This is a genomic window from Priestia abyssalis, from assembly GCF_002019595.1.
Lineage (GTDB): Bacteria > Bacillota > Bacilli > Bacillales > Bacillaceae_H > Bacillus_BA > Bacillus_BA abyssalis.
Genome location: NZ_KV917369.1, coordinates 687368 through 704275 on the forward strand (window position 1 = coordinate 687368; position 16908 = coordinate 704275).

General features: G+C 44.6%; 8 protein-coding genes, 7 tRNA genes and 3 rRNA genes. All 18 read left to right on the forward strand.

The window, feature by feature from the left end; all coding sequences use genetic code 11:
- The first annotated feature begins 46 nt into the window (after window positions 1–46).
- The 18 genes from BK575_RS03295 (at window position 47) to BK575_RS03380 (ending at window position 16806) form a co-directional block, all read left to right on the forward strand.
- Entirely contained in the window at window positions 47–1219 is a 1173-nt protein-coding gene (locus BK575_RS03295) for an MFS transporter (protein WP_078408894.1), read from the forward strand.
- 285 nt (window positions 1220–1504) lie between these two features.
- Entirely contained in the window at window positions 1505–2863 is a 1359-nt protein-coding gene (locus tag BK575_RS03300; protein WP_078408895.1) for a hypothetical protein, read from the forward strand.
- Window positions 2864–2914: 51 nt separating this feature from the next.
- Entirely contained in the window at window positions 2915–4045 is a 1131-nt protein-coding gene (locus BK575_RS03305) for a mandelate racemase/muconate lactonizing enzyme family protein (RefSeq protein ID WP_078408896.1), read from the forward strand.
- Window positions 4046–4128: 83 nt separating this feature from the next.
- Window positions 4129–5253 carry a M20 peptidase aminoacylase family protein gene (locus tag BK575_RS03310; RefSeq protein ID WP_078408897.1) on the forward strand — a complete coding sequence of 375 codons (1125 nt, stop codon included), beginning with the start codon at window positions 4129–4131 and terminating at the stop codon, window positions 5251–5253.
- Between the two features lie 150 nt (window positions 5254–5403).
- Complete coding sequence (gene nhaC / locus BK575_RS03315) at window positions 5404–6822, forward strand: Na+/H+ antiporter NhaC (RefSeq protein ID WP_078408898.1); 1419 nt, start codon at window positions 5404–5406, stop codon at window positions 6820–6822.
- Window positions 6823–6900: 78 nt separating this feature from the next.
- The gene (locus BK575_RS03320) at window positions 6901–7599 is read left to right on the forward strand and encodes a GNAT family N-acetyltransferase (protein ID WP_078408899.1); all 699 of its coding nucleotides are present in this window, start codon (window positions 6901–6903) and stop codon (window positions 7597–7599) included.
- A 479-nt stretch (window positions 7600–8078) separates the two neighbouring features.
- Window positions 8079–9628: ribosomal RNA gene (locus BK575_RS03325) — 16S ribosomal RNA — on the forward strand.
- 367 nt (window positions 9629–9995) lie between these two features.
- Window positions 9996–12927: ribosomal RNA gene (locus BK575_RS03330) — 23S ribosomal RNA — on the forward strand.
- Between the two features lie 271 nt (window positions 12928–13198).
- Window positions 13199–13314, forward strand: a 5S ribosomal RNA gene (gene rrf / locus BK575_RS03335).
- Together the 16S, 23S and 5S rRNA genes with 7 tRNA genes alongside form the textbook arrangement of a ribosomal RNA operon.
- 10 nt (window positions 13315–13324) lie before the next feature.
- Window positions 13325–13396: transfer RNA gene (locus BK575_RS03340), tRNA-Glu, on the forward strand.
- A 21-nt stretch (window positions 13397–13417) separates the two neighbouring features.
- Window positions 13418–13506 (forward strand) — tRNA-Leu (locus BK575_RS03345).
- Between the two features lie 137 nt (window positions 13507–13643).
- Window positions 13644–13720: transfer RNA gene (locus BK575_RS03350), tRNA-Arg, on the forward strand.
- Between the two features lie 28 nt (window positions 13721–13748).
- A tRNA-Ala gene (locus BK575_RS03355) sits at window positions 13749–13824 on the forward strand.
- 57 nt (window positions 13825–13881) lie between these two features.
- Window positions 13882–13957, forward strand: a tRNA-Thr gene (locus BK575_RS03360).
- Between the two features lie 20 nt (window positions 13958–13977).
- Window positions 13978–14051, forward strand: a tRNA-Gly gene (locus tag BK575_RS03365).
- 108 nt (window positions 14052–14159) lie between these two features.
- Window positions 14160–14233 (forward strand) — tRNA-Ile (locus BK575_RS03370).
- 199 nt (window positions 14234–14432) lie between these two features.
- A complete protein-coding gene (locus BK575_RS03375; protein ID WP_078408900.1) occupies window positions 14433–15521 on the forward strand; it encodes a CdaR family transcriptional regulator in 1089 nt (362 codons plus the stop codon).
- 115 nt (window positions 15522–15636) lie between these two features.
- Window positions 15637–16806, forward strand: a complete 1170-nt coding sequence (locus BK575_RS03380; RefSeq protein WP_078408901.1) for a glycerate kinase — start codon at window positions 15637–15639, stop codon at window positions 16804–16806.
- Window positions 16807–16908: the final 102 nt, after the last annotated feature.

Sequence of the window (16908 nt, forward strand, 5' to 3'; positions counted from 1 at the left end):
GGAAGGTTACTATAATGGTAGTAACTTTATTGGAGGTAATGATACAATGAATTTTCGAGTTTACATCTTGGCCATTTCAGCGTTCATTGTTGGAATCGTTGAGCTTATAATCGGGGGAATCCTTGACCAAATTGCAGCTGACTTGCATATTTCCATCAGTAAGGCAGGTCAGCTTATTTCTGTGTTCTCTTTAGCTTTTGCCATTTCATCTCCCATCTTGCTGAATGCAACGGCAAAAGTAGAGAGGAAAAAGTTATATTTATGGACATTATTCTTTTTCTTGATTGGAAATTTGATGGCTGTGTTCAGTCCTAATTATACCGTCTTGCTGCTTTCGAGAATCGTGTCAGCGGCAACTGCCTCTTTATTAATTGTCCTTTCTGTTACTGTTGCTTCAAATCTTGTAAAGCCGGAATATAAAGGAAGAGCGATTGGCGTGATTTATATGGGAGTCAGCGGATCGCTTGTATTGGGTGTACCCCTTGGAATGATGCTGGGGAATCTATATGGTTGGAGAGCTCCGTTTGTATTGATTTCGGCCTTGACCGTTGTAGCGGCTGCGAGTATTTTCCTCTTTTTGAAAGAAACACCGCCTAATCCGATCGTTCCGTTACGTGAACAATTAAAAGCTCTAAGAAACTCCAAAATCATAAGTGCGCAGCTCATCTCAGTTTTGATGCTCACAGGGCATTTAACGTTATATGCCTACTTCACTCCGTTTTTACAGTCTGCTTTGCATTTAGATGCAACCATGATCAGCGTCATGTATTTTGTGTTCGGTCTCGCCGCGGTTGTTGGGGGAGGAATGGGCGGTTTCGCGTCTGACAAGCTTGGAATTGGACGATCTCTGTTGACGATCATTCCATTGTTTGCGATCGCGATGATTTTAATGCCAATTGCAACAAAAGCACCATTTTGGGTCTTTTTAATCGTGATGATTATATGGAGTGCGTTGAGTTGGTCGGTTTCTCCGGCGCAGCAAAATTATCTTATTCAAATCGCTCCTAAAACGGCCGATATCCAACTCAGCATCAATAACTCTGCTTCTCATATCGGAATTGCTGCCGGATCGGCCGTTGGTGGTCTCGTCATTGAAAAAAGCTCGGTCATGTACAATTCATGGGTTGGAGTCCTGTTTATTTTAGCGGCCTTATTATGTGCCGTTTATTCTATTACTAGATCGTCAACTGCTGTACATGAAAAAGCTATACATGAATAATTGTAATTCAAAAAATGATTATGTAACATGAATGAAAAAGGAGGGACTCGGAAGTCTAATGCGGCTTTGAGGTCTCTCTTTTTGCTTATTTGTTCAAAATAACTATTTATCATAGTGTCAATCAATATTGTCCTTCAATAAAGCTCAATGGGCAAACGTCAACTGACATGGCGTTTTGAACGGGATGGGTAAATGTGGTATGTTTACGAAAACAACCTTTATTTATAAAAAATGATGTGGCGATAAAGGAAAATGTTCATCGCCTTCTTCAAGGGAGTGGTTGAAATGAAAATTGGGATTATCGGTTCAGCTCATTTTCAAAAAGAAATAAAAGCAATTGAAAGTAACTTTAGTAATGTAACAATGATTCCTTACATATATGAAACACCTTCGGAGGCTCCTGTCATTATTCAATCCCGTCAAGCGGAAGTGGATGCGTTCTTGCTGGCGGGCAGTGTTCCATACTTTTATTCAAAAGAGATTATACAGGAAGAGCGCATTCCTGTTGCAGTTGCTCGTTTAACCTCTCTTTGCATCAGCATCTCTCTATTCCGACTTGTTCATTATGATCACGTTCCGTTCGAGCGAATTTCTCTTGATCTGCCCAATAAAGAAGTGCTGCATTCTGTTCTTATTCACCTTAATGAACAAGACAGCATGAAGCATGTTTTAGATTATCCTTGGATTTTTCAAACGATGGATAAAGTCAAAGAGCGTTCGATTGAAATAGATGGGTTTGTGAATTTTCATAAGAAACTCTATGAAGCTGGAAAAGTGGATGTTTGTTTAACGAGCATTCATGCTGTTCACGATGAACTATGCCGGAAAAACATCCCAAGCATGTATGTTATACAAACGCACCATTCCTTTATACAAGGAATGAATGAAGCTGTTTCCATCATCGCAAAAAATCGTTTGAAACAATCACAGGTGGCGGTATGGTCAATCAAGGTGAAGCAGGAGAATAAACGGCGTGCCTATAGCGTCATAGTGTCCAAGCTGGAGCAATTTACAAGAAGTTTGAATGGAAGGCTGCTTAACGTGACGGAAAACGAGTGGAAAATTATTACGACAAGAGGAATGATGGAAGGAAGACCCAAAAAGGAAAGGCTCTTGAATGATTTTGAAAAACTCGTTTTTAAGGGAGATCGACTCCTTGCTGGTATCGGGTTTGGCTGGTCGTTAGGACAAGCGGAACTTCATTCGCAAGAAGCGCTGGCTTACGCAGCGAAAAAGCATGACTTACAAGCTGCGGTCATCTGTGAGTTAGATGAGAACAAGCAGCTGACAGAAACATTCTTTTCCAGTACCCAGACATCGTCTAAGTCCCATATGATAAAAAACGACAATCATCTAATCAAAAATATGTCAAAAACTCTTGGGACAAGCTTGAAAAACACAATGCGCATGATTGATTTTCTTCGTTTTTATCCAGAGGAATTTTTTACTGCAGATGATTTTGCCAACTATCTCAATGTTTCCAGGCGTTCAGCCGAACGAATCATTAAAATTTTTCATGAACATGGCTTTTTGCTTATTTCTGGGGAAGAAAAATTATTTGATAAAGGACGAGCACGCGCGGTGTATGTTCCGAACAGTGATGTGAAGAATATTCTGAAAGAACAGCCTTTACAAAACTTTTAATCTTTTTTATAATTATAAGCGACAATAAAACGACAAAAAAGAGGTGTCGCTATGATTATTTCAAAAGCAGAAGTATATGGTATTCGTTTACCCCTAAAGAAACCTTTTGTTGTTTCTTATGCCTCATATGATTCGATTCCGTCTGTCATTGTAAAATTGACGACAGATAACGGAATTGTCGGGTATGGAGAAGCTGTTGGTGATGAGCATGTGACGGGAGAGTCTATCCACACGGTGCTTGCCGTGCTGCAGCATCAGCTTCTTCCTGCCGTAATTGGGAAAAATCCTTTCAATATCGAACAATTGCACGAAACAATGAATGCGGTTACATACCGCAACCCAGCAGCAAAAGCAGCAGTTGATATTGCTTGTTATGATTTAATGGGAAAAGCATCGGGACAGCCTGTATACAATCTGTTAGGAGGCCGGTTAAATAAAAAATTAACGTATGCGAAAGTGCTAAGCATTGATGAGCCGGAGAACATGGCTGATGAAGCAGAAAATGCGGTTGCGGCCGGCTACTCCGCTATCAAAGTAAAAATAGGCAATGATATGCAGGACGATTTACGCCGCCTTCAGGCAATACGCGACAGAATCGGCTATGACGTTCCTGTTAGGGCCGATGTAAACCAAGGCTGGAAAACGTGTGAAAAGGCAAAAACGGCACTGACGGTGTTGGAATCTTTTCAGCTTTCCTGGCTCGAACAGCCGCTGTATTTAGAAGACATTGAAGGAATGGCTTTGCTTAGAAAATTAACGCGGCTTCCAATTATGGCGGATGAAAGTGTGCAGACACCTGTTGATCTTCAGCGCATCATCCAGCATAAGGCAGCGGACAAAATCAATATTAAGCTGATGAAAAGCGGCGGCATCTATCCTTCGCTTGCTCTTGCCAAAATTGCCGAATCGGCAGGACTTTCTTGCCAAGTCGGTTCCATGGTTGAATCATCTATTGGTTCAGCGGCCGGCTATCATCTCGCCATTTCCAAGCGAGTAATCGAAAGCACAGAATTAACAGGGCCTTTATTGTTCAGCAAAGATGTCGGCAATTTAGAATATGCCATTCCTTATGTCAATTTGAAAGAAGAGCCGGGATTAGGCTTAGAAGTGAACGAGGATACATTGAGAGAACTTTCCTTTGTTCATCATTGTATTGGTCAAGATGAATTGGCAGCAAGGTAACAATTTGTGAAGGGCTGCAAATGGGGAAGAAGGGGGGATATGCCGCTAAAGCAAAGGGGAATCATACATAGCGGCACATATGAATGCTACAAACAACTGAAAAAGAAATGATGGACGTATTTGACCATCTTCATGAGCATCCGGAATTAAGTTTTGAAGAATACGAGACAACCCGCTATCTTGCCGAAAAACTAAAGAAGCATGGCATTTCTGTAACGGCTTTCGAAGATATGCCGGGTCTTGTCGCTGAAATCGGCAGCGGCAAACCGGTCATTGCCGTTCGAGCGGACATGGATGCCCTTCTTCAAGAGGTGAACGGTGAAATAAAAGCGAATCACTCTTGCGGTCATGATGCCCATATGACGATTGTCGTTGGCTTGCTGCTTCTTCTGAAAGAGCGGCAAAAAGAGTGGAGAGGAACCCTTCGCTGTATTTTTCAGCCCGCAGAAGAGAAAGGAAACGGGTCATTAAAAATGGTAGAAAAGGGTGCCGTAGATGACGCAGTGTACTTATTTGGCGTCCATCTGAGACCTAAGGAAGAAGTGAATTTTGGCTTTGCAGCTCCATCTTTACAGCATGGAGCCACTGTTTCAATGGAAGGAATGATTCTTGGAGAGGACAGCCATGGAGCGAGACCGCATTTAGGGGTGAATGCGATCGAAGTTGGCTATTCTTTGCAACAGTTTTTACGGTCTATGCATATGCCGCCTGCTATTCCTTCATCTATTAAAATGACAAGCTTTCATGCCGGGACGAGCAGCTACAATATTATTCCGGGAAAAGCGACCTTCTCTCTTGATTTGCGCGCGCAAACAAATCAAGTTCTTGCAGATATGAAGCGAAAAGTTGAAAATGCTCTCAAAGCGATAAGCGAATTTCACGATGTAGAGCTAAGCAGGAACTGGCTTGATTATACACCGGCTGCTGAAGTGTCTTCTGAAGCAGAAACGATCATGAAGGAGAGCATCATCTCTATTCTTGGGGAGGAATATTGCATGAATCCTGTTGTGACGCCTGGAAGTGATGATTTTCATTTCTATACGATAGAGCGTCCGCACTTGAAAGCATGTATGCTTGCGCTCGGAGCAGATTTAACACCGGGTTTGCATCATCCTCACATGACATTTAACAAAAGCTGTCTCATGACGGGTACCCTTATTTTAAAAGAAGCGGTTTTGCGTGCATTTTCGGCTGAAAATAAAAAATAGAAATGGAGACTTTCGCCTTCGTAAAGGGCGGGAGTTTCCTATGTGAAGGCTGTTTTCATAAAGATTGCTGCTTTTGGAACGTTTTCTCAAAAAAGTAAAAGGCAGCAATCTTTTAGAAGAGAGCAGATGCAAAAGACTAGGGGGATTAAGATGAAAAAAGAAATGCCGTTTTGGCTAGCCGTCATTCCGCTCATCGTTATGATTATAGTAATGGCTGTGACCATTATTATTCTAGAACAGGGGCCTCACATTCCATTAATTGTGGGAACGACGACCGCTGCCCTAGTAGCATGGCGTGCAGGATTTAAGTGGATTGAAATTGAAGAGGCGGTGTATAAGGGGATCCGTCTTGCATTGCCTGCTGTTGTGATCATTATTCTCGTCGGTTTAACGATTGGCGCTTGGATTGGCGGGGGAATTGTGGCGACGATGATTTATTACGGATTAAAAATGATTACACCGTCGCTCTTTTTAGTATCGATTACACTTATTTGTGCTGTCGTATCTCTTGCAATCGGAAGTTCCTGGTCTACAATGGGAACGATTGGTGTTGCAGGCATGGGTATTGGCTTAAGCATGGGCATTCCTGCGCCGATGATTGCTGGTGCTGTCATTTCAGGTGCTTATTTTGGTGATAAAATGTCACCGCTTTCAGATACGACGAACCTGGCATCAGGATTAACGAATACGAACCTTTTTGTTCATATTCGCCATATGCTCTATACGACAATTCCCGGCTTAATTATTACTTTAGCGGTATATGCATTTTTAGGAAGGGAATTTGGCAAAGAGGGAGTTGATGCAGCTGATATTCAACTAACCCTTAATGTTCTGAAAGACAGCTTTGTTATTTCACCTTTTTTATTGCTCATTCCGTTACTTGTTATAATACTTGTTGCGAAAAAGGTTCCAGCCATTCCAGCACTTATTGTTGGAATTCTTCTCGGCTTTCTTTCCCATGTGTTTGTTCAAGGGGGATCTTTTTCCGATGCTGTCGGAGCGTTACAAAGCGGATTTGTCATTGATACAGGCAATGACATGGTTGATGGGCTCTTCAATCGCGGCGGATTAGATTCAATGATGTATACAGTATCAATGACGATTGTCGCAATGACATTTGGAGGGGTTCTTGAGCATACAGGAATGCTTGAAGCCATTGTAAAGCAAATTTTAAAGCTTGCCCGTACAGCAAAAGGACTCGTTGTATCAACCATTATTTCTTGCTTTGCGACGAATGCTACTTGCTCTGAGCAATACATTTCGGTCGTCATTCCTTCCCGTATGTATGCAAATGCGTATAAAGAACAGGGCCTTCATTCCAAAAACTTATCTCGGGCACTTGAAGATGGGGGAACATTAACATCTGTGTTTATTCCATGGAATACATGTGGAGTATTTATATTAGGAACGCTCGGTGTACATGCATTTGAGTATGCACCATATGCAGTGTTGAATTTCGTCGTTCCAATAATTTCTATTATATATGCATTGACCGGAATCACTATTACAAAACTTCCAAAATCAGAAAAGCTTGTTTTAGAACAAGAAAAGCTGGCAGTAAATGATTAATCTTTAAATAAAGAAGACTTCTATCAACGGGGTCTTCCTGCCCGTTAATGCGGGATAAAGCAGAAGGAGGGGACATACATGAAGATTATATACGAAGGAAAGCTTGAAAAGGGCGGGCAGTTGTTCAGTGTTCGATTGTTAGCTTTGGAAAACTTGCAGCAAATTTTAAGATTGCAGGAATCGGTCATTGAATCATTGGAACAAAAGGCGACATTGCAGCCTCTTACTTTAGAGGAATTTCGCTATATATTAGAAGGAAACGGACTAATGATCGGGGCCTTTGTAGAGGGAGAGCTGATAGCATTTCGAGCATTGCTTGTGCCGCCAGTCGATCAAGAGGGGCATTTGGGCCGGGATTTTGGCTTGATGGAAGAAGAACTTCACCATGTTATTTATCAAGAAATATCAAATGTACATCCCGATTATCGAGGGAATGGTCTGCAGAAAAAACTGGCCGTTCTCATAATGGAAGAACTAAGAAAGATGGACAAGCCGTATGTTTATGTTTGTTGTACAGTCGCACCATTTAATATTCCGAGTTTAAAAGATAAATTTGAACAAGGAATGGAAATCGTCTCGTTAAAAGAGAAATATGACGGTCTATTGCGTTATACATTTATGAAAAAAATTCATGAAGATCAGCAGCAGGGAACAGACATTGTGACCATTCAAATGAGTGATACAGCAGGACAGCAAGCTCTTTTAAACGACGGATGGTCCGGATTTCAGATGGAAAACCGTGATGGCGTGTATGTTGTTCATTATTGGAAAAAATAAATAGATTGATTTAGAAAATTCAACATGACCAAAGAGCGGCCATGCCAAATTTTCTAGACCTAAGCGGCTGCCAAGCTCCCTTGCGGGGTTGGCACCATCCGCTTAGGAAACCCTTGAGGGCGAACTCAAGGTGTCCCGATGGCAGATTGTGAATACCTTTCGATGGAATGAAACGTGTTGAGTTATTAAATGGAATATATAGAAAAAGATTAAAAATAATAGTTGACTTTAATCTACAATGATATTAATATAGTAAAGCATCACATCGATGCGACAAAAACAAAAATAAATTATTGACTTTTGTTTTTCTGAGTGATAACATATTAAAAGTCGCTTATCGGCGACGGTGAACTTTGAAAACTGAACAAAACAAAAAACGTCAACGTTAATTCTATTTTTAAAGCAAGGAACATCGACTAAGAACGTCACGTTCTGTGACAACGTCGATGTCAGCACATCTATGTGCTAGTTCAAACATTTCTTCGGAGAGTTTGATCCTGGCTCAGGACGAACGCTGGCGGCGTGCCTAATACATGCAAGTCGAGCGGACAGATGGGAGCTTGCTCCCTGAAGTCAGCGGCGGACGGGTGAGTAACACGTGGGCAACCTGCCTGTAAGACTGGGATAACTTCGGGAAACCGGAGCTAATACCGGATAACACCGAGGACCACATGGTCCTTGGTTGAAAGATGGCTTCGGCTATCACTTACAGATGGGCCCGCGGCGCATTAGCTAGTTGGTGAGGTAACGGCTCACCAAGGCAACGATGCGTAGCCGACCTGAGAGGGTGATCGGCCACACTGGGACTGAGACACGGCCCAGACTCCTACGGGAGGCAGCAGTAGGGAATCTTCCGCAATGGACGAAAGTCTGACGGAGCAACGCCGCGTGAGCGATGAAGGCCTTCGGGTCGTAAAGCTCTGTTGTTAGAGAAGAACAAGTACCAGAGTAACTGCTGGTACCTTGACGGTACCTAACCAGAAAGCCACGGCTAACTACGTGCCAGCAGCCGCGGTAATACGTAGGTGGCAAGCGTTGTCCGGAATTATTGGGCGTAAAGCGCGCGCAGGCGGTTCCTTAAGTCTGATGTGAAAGCCCACGGCTCAACCGTGGAGGGTCATTGGAAACTGGGGAACTTGAGTGCAGAAGAGGAAAGCGGAATTCCATGTGTAGCGGTGAAATGCGTAGAGATGTGGAGGAACACCAGTGGCGAAGGCGGCTTTCTGGTCTGTAACTGACGCTGAGGCGCGAAAGCGTGGGGAGCAAACAGGATTAGATACCCTGGTAGTCCACGCCGTAAACGATGAGTGCTAAGTGTTAGGGGGTTTCCGCCCCTTAGTGCTGCAGCTAACGCATTAAGCACTCCGCCTGGGGAGTACGGCCGCAAGGCTGAAACTCAAAGGAATTGACGGGGGCCCGCACAAGCGGTGGAGCATGTGGTTTAATTCGAAGCAACGCGAAGAACCTTACCAGGTCTTGACATCCTCTGACAACTCTAGAGATAGAGCGTTCCCCTTCGGGGGACAGAGTGACAGGTGGTGCATGGTTGTCGTCAGCTCGTGTCGTGAGATGTTGGGTTAAGTCCCGCAACGAGCGCAACCCTTGATCTTAGTTGCCAGCATTTAGTTGGGCACTCTAAGGTGACTGCCGGTGACAAACCGGAGGAAGGTGGGGATGACGTCAAATCATCATGCCCCTTATGACCTGGGCTACACACGTGCTACAATGGACGGTACAAAGAGTCGCAAGACCGCGAGGTGGAGCTAATCTCATAAAACCGTTCTCAGTTCGGATTGCAGGCTGCAACTCGCCTGCATGAAGCCGGAATCGCTAGTAATCGCGGATCAGCATGCCGCGGTGAATACGTTCCCGGGCCTTGTACACACCGCCCGTCACACCACGAGAGTTTGCAACACCCGAAGTCGGTGAGGTAACCGTAAGGAGCCAGCCGCCTAAGGTGGGGTAGATGATTGGGGTGAAGTCGTAACAAGGTAGCCGTATCGGAAGGTGCGGCTGGATCACCTCCTTTCTAAGGATTTTTACAAGAAAAGCGAAGGCGACTGTTCAGGAGCCGCAGCTAGACAGAAGAGTCGTTGACGAAACGTTTTGTTCAGTTTTGAGAGTTCATTCTCTCAAAATAGAGATGAATAACTTATCTTATCTTGCATAAGATATTTTTTATCTCTTGCTATGTTTGTTCCTTGAAAACTAGATAACAGTAATAGCTGAGGAAAGTGAAAACTTTTCTAAACATAAATCCTTTGTCAATGAACAAAGGGAAAAGAGAAGCGAGAAGTTCGAGGCGGCGAAGTTTCGAGCAGCACAGCGTATTTATATACGTGAGCAGCGCAGAAACGAAGCCAACGAAGAAATTCGACGCTAATCTTTTACCGCAAGGTTAAGTTAGAAAGGGCGCACGGTGGATGCCTTGGCACTAGGAGCCGATGAAGGACGGGACTAACACCGATATGCTTCGGGGAGCTGTAAGTGAGCTTTGATCCGGAGATTTCCGAATGGGGAAACCCACTGTTCGTAATGGAACAGTATCTTTATCTGAATACATAGGATATTGATGGCAGACCCGGGGAACTGAAACATCTAAGTACCCGGAGGAAGAGAAAGCAATTGCGATTTCCTGAGTAGCGGCGAGCGAAACGGAATTAGCCCAAACCAAGAGGCTTGCCTCTTGGGGTTGTAGGACACTCTATACGGAGTTACAAAGGAACGGAGTAGACGAAGAGGTCTGGAAAGGCCCGTCAAAGAAGGTAACAACCCTGTAGTTGAAACTTCGTTCCCTCTTGAGTGGATCCTGAGTACGGCGGGACACGTGAAATCCCGTCGGAAGCTGGGAGGACCATCTCCCAAGGCTAAATACTCCCTAGTGACCGATAGTGAACCAGTACCGTGAGGGAAAGGTGAAAAGCACCCCGGAAGGGGAGTGAAAGAGAACCTGAAACCGTGTGCCTACAAGTAGTCAGAGCCCGTTAACGGGTGATGGCGTGCCTTTTGTAGAATGAACCGGCGAGTTACGATCCCATGCAAGGTTAAGTTGAAGAGACGGAGCCGCAGCGAAAGCGAGTCTGAATAGGGCGAATGAGTATGTGGTCGTAGACCCGAAACCAGGTGATCTACCCATGTCCAGGGTGAAGTCCAGGTAACACTGGATGGAGGCCCGAACCCACGCACGTTGAAAAGTGCGGGGATGAGGTGTGGGTAGCGGAGAAATTCCAATCGAACTTGGAGATAGCTGGTTCTCTCCGAAATAGCTTTAGGGCTAGCCTCAAGATAAGAGTCTCGGAGGTAGAGCACTGATTGGACTAGGGGCCCCCAACGGGTTACCGAATTCAGTCAAACTCCGAATGCCGATGACTTATTCTTGGGAGTCAGACTGCGAGTGATAAGATCCGTAGTCAAGAGGGAAACAGCCCAGACCACCAGCTAAGGTCCCAAAGTATACGTTAAGTGGAAAAGGATGTGGAGTTGCTTAGACAACCAGGATGTTGGCTTAGAAGCAGCCACCATTTAAAGAGTGCGTAATAGCTCACTGGTCGAGTGACTCTGCGCCGAAAATGTACCGGGGCTAAACGTATCACCGAAGCTGTGGATTGACATCTGCGATGTCAGTGGTAGGAGAGCGTTCTAAGGGCGGTGAAGCTAGACCGTAAGGACTGGTGGAGCGCTTAGAAGTGAGAATGCCGGTATGAGTAGCGAAAGACAAGTGAGAATCTTGTCCACCGTATGCCTAAGGTTTCCTGAGGAAGGCTCGTCCGCTCAGGGTTAGTCGGGACCTAAGCCGAGGCCGAAAGGCGTAGGCGATGGATAACAGGTTGATATTCCTGTACTACCTCCCCACCGTTTGAGCAATGGGGGGACGCAGAAGGATAGGGTAAGCGCGCTGTTGGATATGCGCGTCCAAGCAGTAAGGCTGGTGAATAGGCAAATCCGTTCACCGTAAGGCTGAGCTGTGATGGCGAGGGAAATAGAGTACCGAAGTTCCTGATTTCACGCTGCCAAGAAAAGCCTCTAGCGAGGTGGGAGGTACCCGTACCGCAAACCGACACAGGTAGGCGAGGAGAGAATCCTAAGGTGTTCGAGAGAACTCTCGTTAAGGAACTCGGCAAAATGACCCCGTAACTTCGGGAGAAGGGGTGCTCTGATAGGGTGCAAGCCCGAGAGAGCCGCAGTGAATAGGCCCAGGCGACTGTTTAGCAAAAACACAGGTCTCTGCGAAGCCGTAAGGCGAAGTATAGGGGCTGACACCTGCCCGGTGCTGGAAGGTTAAGGGGAGAGGTTAGCGCAAGCGAAGCTTTGAACCGAAGCCCCAGTAAACGGCGGCCGTAACTATAACGGTCCTAAGGTAGCGAAATTCCTTGTCGGGTAAGTTCCGACCCGCACGAAAGGTGTAACGATCTGGGCACTGTCTCAACGAGAGACTCGGTGAAATTATAGTACCTGTGAAGATGCAGGTTACCCGCGACAGGACGGAAAGACCCCGTGGAGCTTTACTGTAGCCTGATATTGAATTTTGGTACAGCTTGTACAGGATAGGTAGGAGCCTTGGAAGCCGGAGCGCTAGCTTCGGTGGAGGCGTCGGTGGGATACTACCCTGGCTGTATTGAAATTCTAACCCGCACCCCTCATCGGGGTGGGAGACAGTGTCAGGTGGGCAGTTTGACTGGGGCGGTCGCCTCCTAAAATGTAACGGAGGCGCCCAAAGGTTCCCTCAGAATGGTTGGAAATCATTCGTAGAGTGTAAAGGCACAAGGGAGCTTGACTGCGAGACCTACAAGTCGAGCAGGGACGAAAGTCGGGCTTAGTGATCCGGTGGTTCCGCATGGAAGGGCCATCGCTCAACGGATAAAAGCTACCCCGGGGATAACAGGCTTATCTCCCCCAAGAGTCCACATCGACGGGGAGGTTTGGCACCTCGATGTCGGCTCATCGCATCCTGGGGCTGTAGTCGGTCCCAAGGGTTGGGCTGTTCGCCCATTAAAGCGGTACGCGAGCTGGGTTCAGAACGTCGTGAGACAGTTCGGTCCCTATCCGTCGCGGGCGCAGGAAATTTGAGAGGAGCTGTCCTTAGTACGAGAGGACCGGGATGGACGCACCGCTGGTGTACCAGTTGTCTTGCCAAAGGCATCGCTGGGTAGCTATGTGCGGACGGGATAAGTGCTGAAAGCATCTAAGCATGAAGCCCCCCTCAAGATGAGATTTCCCATAGCGTCAAGCTAGTAAGATCCCTGAAAGATGATCAGGTTGATAGGTCAGAGATGGAAGCATGGCGACATGTGGAGTTGACTGATACTAATCGATCGAGGACTTAACCTAAAGAAAAGCGAAGGCGACTGTTCAATTTTGAGAGACGTTGAAGCTTCTGAACGGGAAACCGCTTTTTGGTTTCATGGGCAGAAGTGAAACGGCCGAAAGATTAGGAACCGTAGCTGGACAATGAAGAAAAGTAAAGCAATACTCAGCAGCTCGTTATCTAGTTTTGAAGGAATAACCTTTGATATTCTGTCTGCACTTGCGTCTGCAAGTGGATTCAAGGAAGAAAGATTCCTCAGTGCAAGCCTGCAGAGATATAAACTCATGCAGTAGGCTTGGTGATGATGGCGAAGAGGTCACACCCGTTCCCATGCCGAACACGGAAGTTAAGCTCTTCAGCGCCGATGGTAGTTGGGGGTTTCCCCCTGTGAGAGTAGGACGTTGCCAGGCTTTTAAATGTGGCCCGTTGGTCAAGCGGTTAAGACACCGCCCTTTCACGGCGGTAACACGGGTTCGAATCCCGTACGGGTCATCTTTATCAAATAAATAGATTGCCGGGGTGGCGGAACTGGCAGACGCACAGGACTTAAAATCCTGCGGTAGGTGACTACCGTACCGGTTCGATTCCGGTCCTCGGCACCAATTAAGAAAAGCGGAGAAAGCCCGCTTAAACCGATAGGATGTTGGAGCTTCTGAGAAGGAGTCGTTTTTTGACTCCGCAGGAAGAAGTGAAACAGCCGTATAGTTTGGCTTTCGCAGCTAGACAATGAATAAAATATGCGCCCGTAGCTCAATTGGATAGAGCGTCTGACTACGGATCAGAAGGTTATGGGTTCGACTCCTGTCGGGCGCGCCATATTATTAAGAAGAAACTAGAGAATAAAGGGGCCTTAGCTCAGCTGGGAGAGCGCCTGCCTTGCACGCAGGAGGTCAGCGGTTCGATCCCGCTAGGCTCCACCAGTATAAAAAAGCATGAGCGGCTGAAAAATTAGGAGTCGCAGTTGAATCATGGCAATTGCCGGTGTAGCTCAATTGGTAGAGCAACTGACTTGTAATCAGTAGGTTGGGGGTTCAAGTCCTCTCGCCGGCACCACTTATAAATAATAATAAAGCGCGGGTGTAGTTTAATGGTAAAACCTCAGCCTTCCAAGCTGATGTCGTGAGTTCGATTCTCATCACCCGCTCCAATTAAAGAACGAAGACTAAGAACGCAACGTCCTGTTGCAACGTCTTCATTTGCACATCCTTGTGCTTCAAGCGAAGGCGGCTGTTCAAATTTTGACAGGTGAAAATACGGGCCTATAGCTCAGCTGGTTAGAGCGCACGCCTGATAAGCGTGAGGTCGATGGTTCGAGTCCATTTAGGCCCATTATACATATTCGTTTTAAAAAGCAAAGAACGCATTGACTATTAGTCAATGCGTTCTTTGCTTTTATTATCAATTATTCCGGCAGTTCTTCACTTTTTATATAACAATCTAATCAAAAACTGTGGATTAGATTATGATGAAAAAGAACTCCTCAATTGATAAAATAAAAAGACATACTCCATAAAAAAGGAAATAAACAATGATGAAAGAAAATTTCGAGATTAGTTCTTCGTTAGCTCAAATGATTGTAGATGCAGCTAAAGAAGTTATTGGAAAGGATATCAACTTCATCCAATTAGATGGAAAAATTATTGCGAGTACGGATTCAAGCCGAATTGGTTCTTTTCATGAAGCAGCCTTCCGAGTGAAAGAAAAGAGAAATATAGTAGAAGTTTCCGAAAATGACGCATTCAAAGGCACGAAAAAAGGTATCAATTATCCCGTAATGATAAACCAACAGATGTTGGGGATTATCGGTATATCTGGTGACCCTGAGGAATGTAAATCATTGGGGTTCTTGCTCACAAAAATTACAGAAGTATTAATTAAAGAACAAATGATAGCTGGCAAGGTTCATTCTTTGGATGAACTTCGCTCCTCTGTTGTACGCATGTTAATTTTTGAAAATGAAAAAGAGAATGCTTTTCTAAAGGAACACTTACAGCACTTTCAATATGAGTTGGAAGAGAATGCGTTTGTCAGTATCATTCATGTAAACGGTCTGGACAATCCCTCTTCTCTTCCTGCTCACATGCACGATATATTATTGAAGCAAGGGGTTAAGCTTTTTACTTATTTATTCCCAAACCGATATGCCATTATTGTCAATGAATCGCAGTATAAAAGCGTGATAAAGTCATTTGCTGCTTATTTCGATTCCTTGAGCATAAGCTGTTCAATTGGAATAGGCAGTATCGGCGCTTTGGAAGAACTCGCAACGTCCTATAAACACGCAAAGCTTGCTTTAAAATATGCTCTTTCAAAACAAGTATTTGTATGTGAGTATGCCAGCCTTGACTTAGAAATGATTATGGAAAGTATGCACCCGCATATACGAGAAGAGTATATTACGAAATTAATCGGGGAGCTCTCAGAAGAAGAAATAACACTTCTGCATACGTATTATAAATATAATCTCTCTCTAAAAAAGACAGCTGCGGAGCTGTTTATCCACAAAAATACTTTACAATATCGTCTTGAAAAAATCGCGAAAAAAACAAAAGTAAATCCGAGAGATTATCATGACTCCGTTAAGCTTTATATTGCTCTTTTACTTCAAACTCTTTAGTTTGGAGTTTTTTGTTATAGAAAACAAAATACAGGTTAGTCCTTTGGCGCGTAGTCCATTACATCCGCATTTTACTTCGCTTATAATCAAAGATAAATAAGGGGGGGGGTAAGAAATGAAGGTTTTAATTGCAATCGATTCATTTAAAGGAAGTATTTCTTCTATAGACGGAAGTAAAGCCATTTCTTTAGGGATAAAAGATGTTTATCATGATGCCCAAATTACAACTTTACCGCTGGCAGATGGCGGTGAAGGTACTGTAGAAGCATTGGTCCAGGCCACAGACGGACAATTGATTCAAAAAGAAGTCACAGGGCCGCTGACAGAAAAAGTAGATGCTGTATATGGCATATTAGGAGATGGAAAAATTGCTGTGATTGAAGTGGCAGCAGCATGTGGTTTACCGCTTGTTCCTTCCAACAAACGTAATCCGTCCGTAACTACTACATATGGGGTTGGAGAACTCATTTGTAATGCAATAGATAAAGGGTGTCGCGAGTTTGTTATTGGACTTGGCGGCAGTGCCACAAATGATGCAGGAGTTGGGATGCTTCAAGCGCTAGGCTTCAGTTTCTTAAATGAACATAATAAGGAAGTAGGCTTAGGTGGGAGAGAACTACAAAACATTTGCAAAATTGATGTAACGAATATACATCCTAATTTGAAGGATTGTACGTTCAAAGTGGCTTGTGATGTGAACAATCCTCTTTATGGTCCAAACGGAGCGGCTTATATTTTTGGTCCTCAAAAAGGGGCAACAATGGAGATGGTAAAAGAACTTGATAAAGGGCTTAAAAACTTTGCACAAGTCGTTCTGCATGAGATGAATACGGATATCCATAACATTGTTGGTGCGGGAGCTGCCGGTGGACTTGGGGCTGCATTTTCAGGTTTTTTACAGGCTCAGCTCCAGTCCGGGATCGAGCTAATTTTAGATATTGTTGAAGTGGAAAATAAAATGCAAGGTATCGACTTTGTTATTACAGGCGAAGGGAAGTTAGATGGGCAAACTTCTATGGGGAAAGCACCTTTGGGTATAGCGCAAGTGGCATATAGATATCATATACCGGTGATTGCACTAGCCGGTGGTGTTACAGAAGAGGCGTCTGCTTTAAATGGACTTGGCATCACCTCCTGTTTCTCTATTATGAACGCACCGATGTCCCTGGAGCAGGCGATGGATTCAAAAGTTACGTTTGATAATTTACGCTTTACTACCAGTCAGTTATTTCGATTGATTCAAGCTGTTCGGATGAAGGAAGCTGGGGGACTTACTGCCCGTTAATGCGGGATAAACAGTATACAATGGGGGTTAATTTACTTTATAATCATAATTGGATTGTATAAAATATCCAAATTGATTGGTGTAAAAAACTGAAGGGAGGTG

Bases quoted from the DNA above. Each gene is read 5' to 3' on its own strand.
- BK575_RS03295 (WP_078408894.1), top strand. From the start codon at position 47: ATGAATTTTCGAGTTTACATCTTGGCCATTTCAGCGTTCATTGTTGGA.
- BK575_RS03380 (WP_078408901.1), top strand. From the start codon at position 15,637: ATGAAGGTTTTAATTGCAATCGATTCATTTAAAGGAAGTATTTCTTCT.
- BK575_RS03305 (WP_078408896.1), top strand. From the start codon at position 2,915: ATGATTATTTCAAAAGCAGAAGTATATGGTATTCGTTTACCCCTAAAG.
- BK575_RS03310 (WP_078408897.1), top strand. From the start codon at position 4,129: ATGCTACAAACAACTGAAAAAGAAATGATGGACGTATTTGACCATCTT.
- BK575_RS03300 (WP_078408895.1), top strand. From the start codon at position 1,505: ATGAAAATTGGGATTATCGGTTCAGCTCATTTTCAAAAAGAAATAAAA.
- BK575_RS03375 (WP_078408900.1), top strand. From the start codon at position 14,433: ATGATGAAAGAAAATTTCGAGATTAGTTCTTCGTTAGCTCAAATGATT.
- BK575_RS03320 (WP_078408899.1), top strand. From the start codon at position 6,901: ATGAAGATTATATACGAAGGAAAGCTTGAAAAGGGCGGGCAGTTGTTC.
- nhaC (WP_078408898.1), top strand. From the start codon at position 5,404: ATGAAAAAAGAAATGCCGTTTTGGCTAGCCGTCATTCCGCTCATCGTT.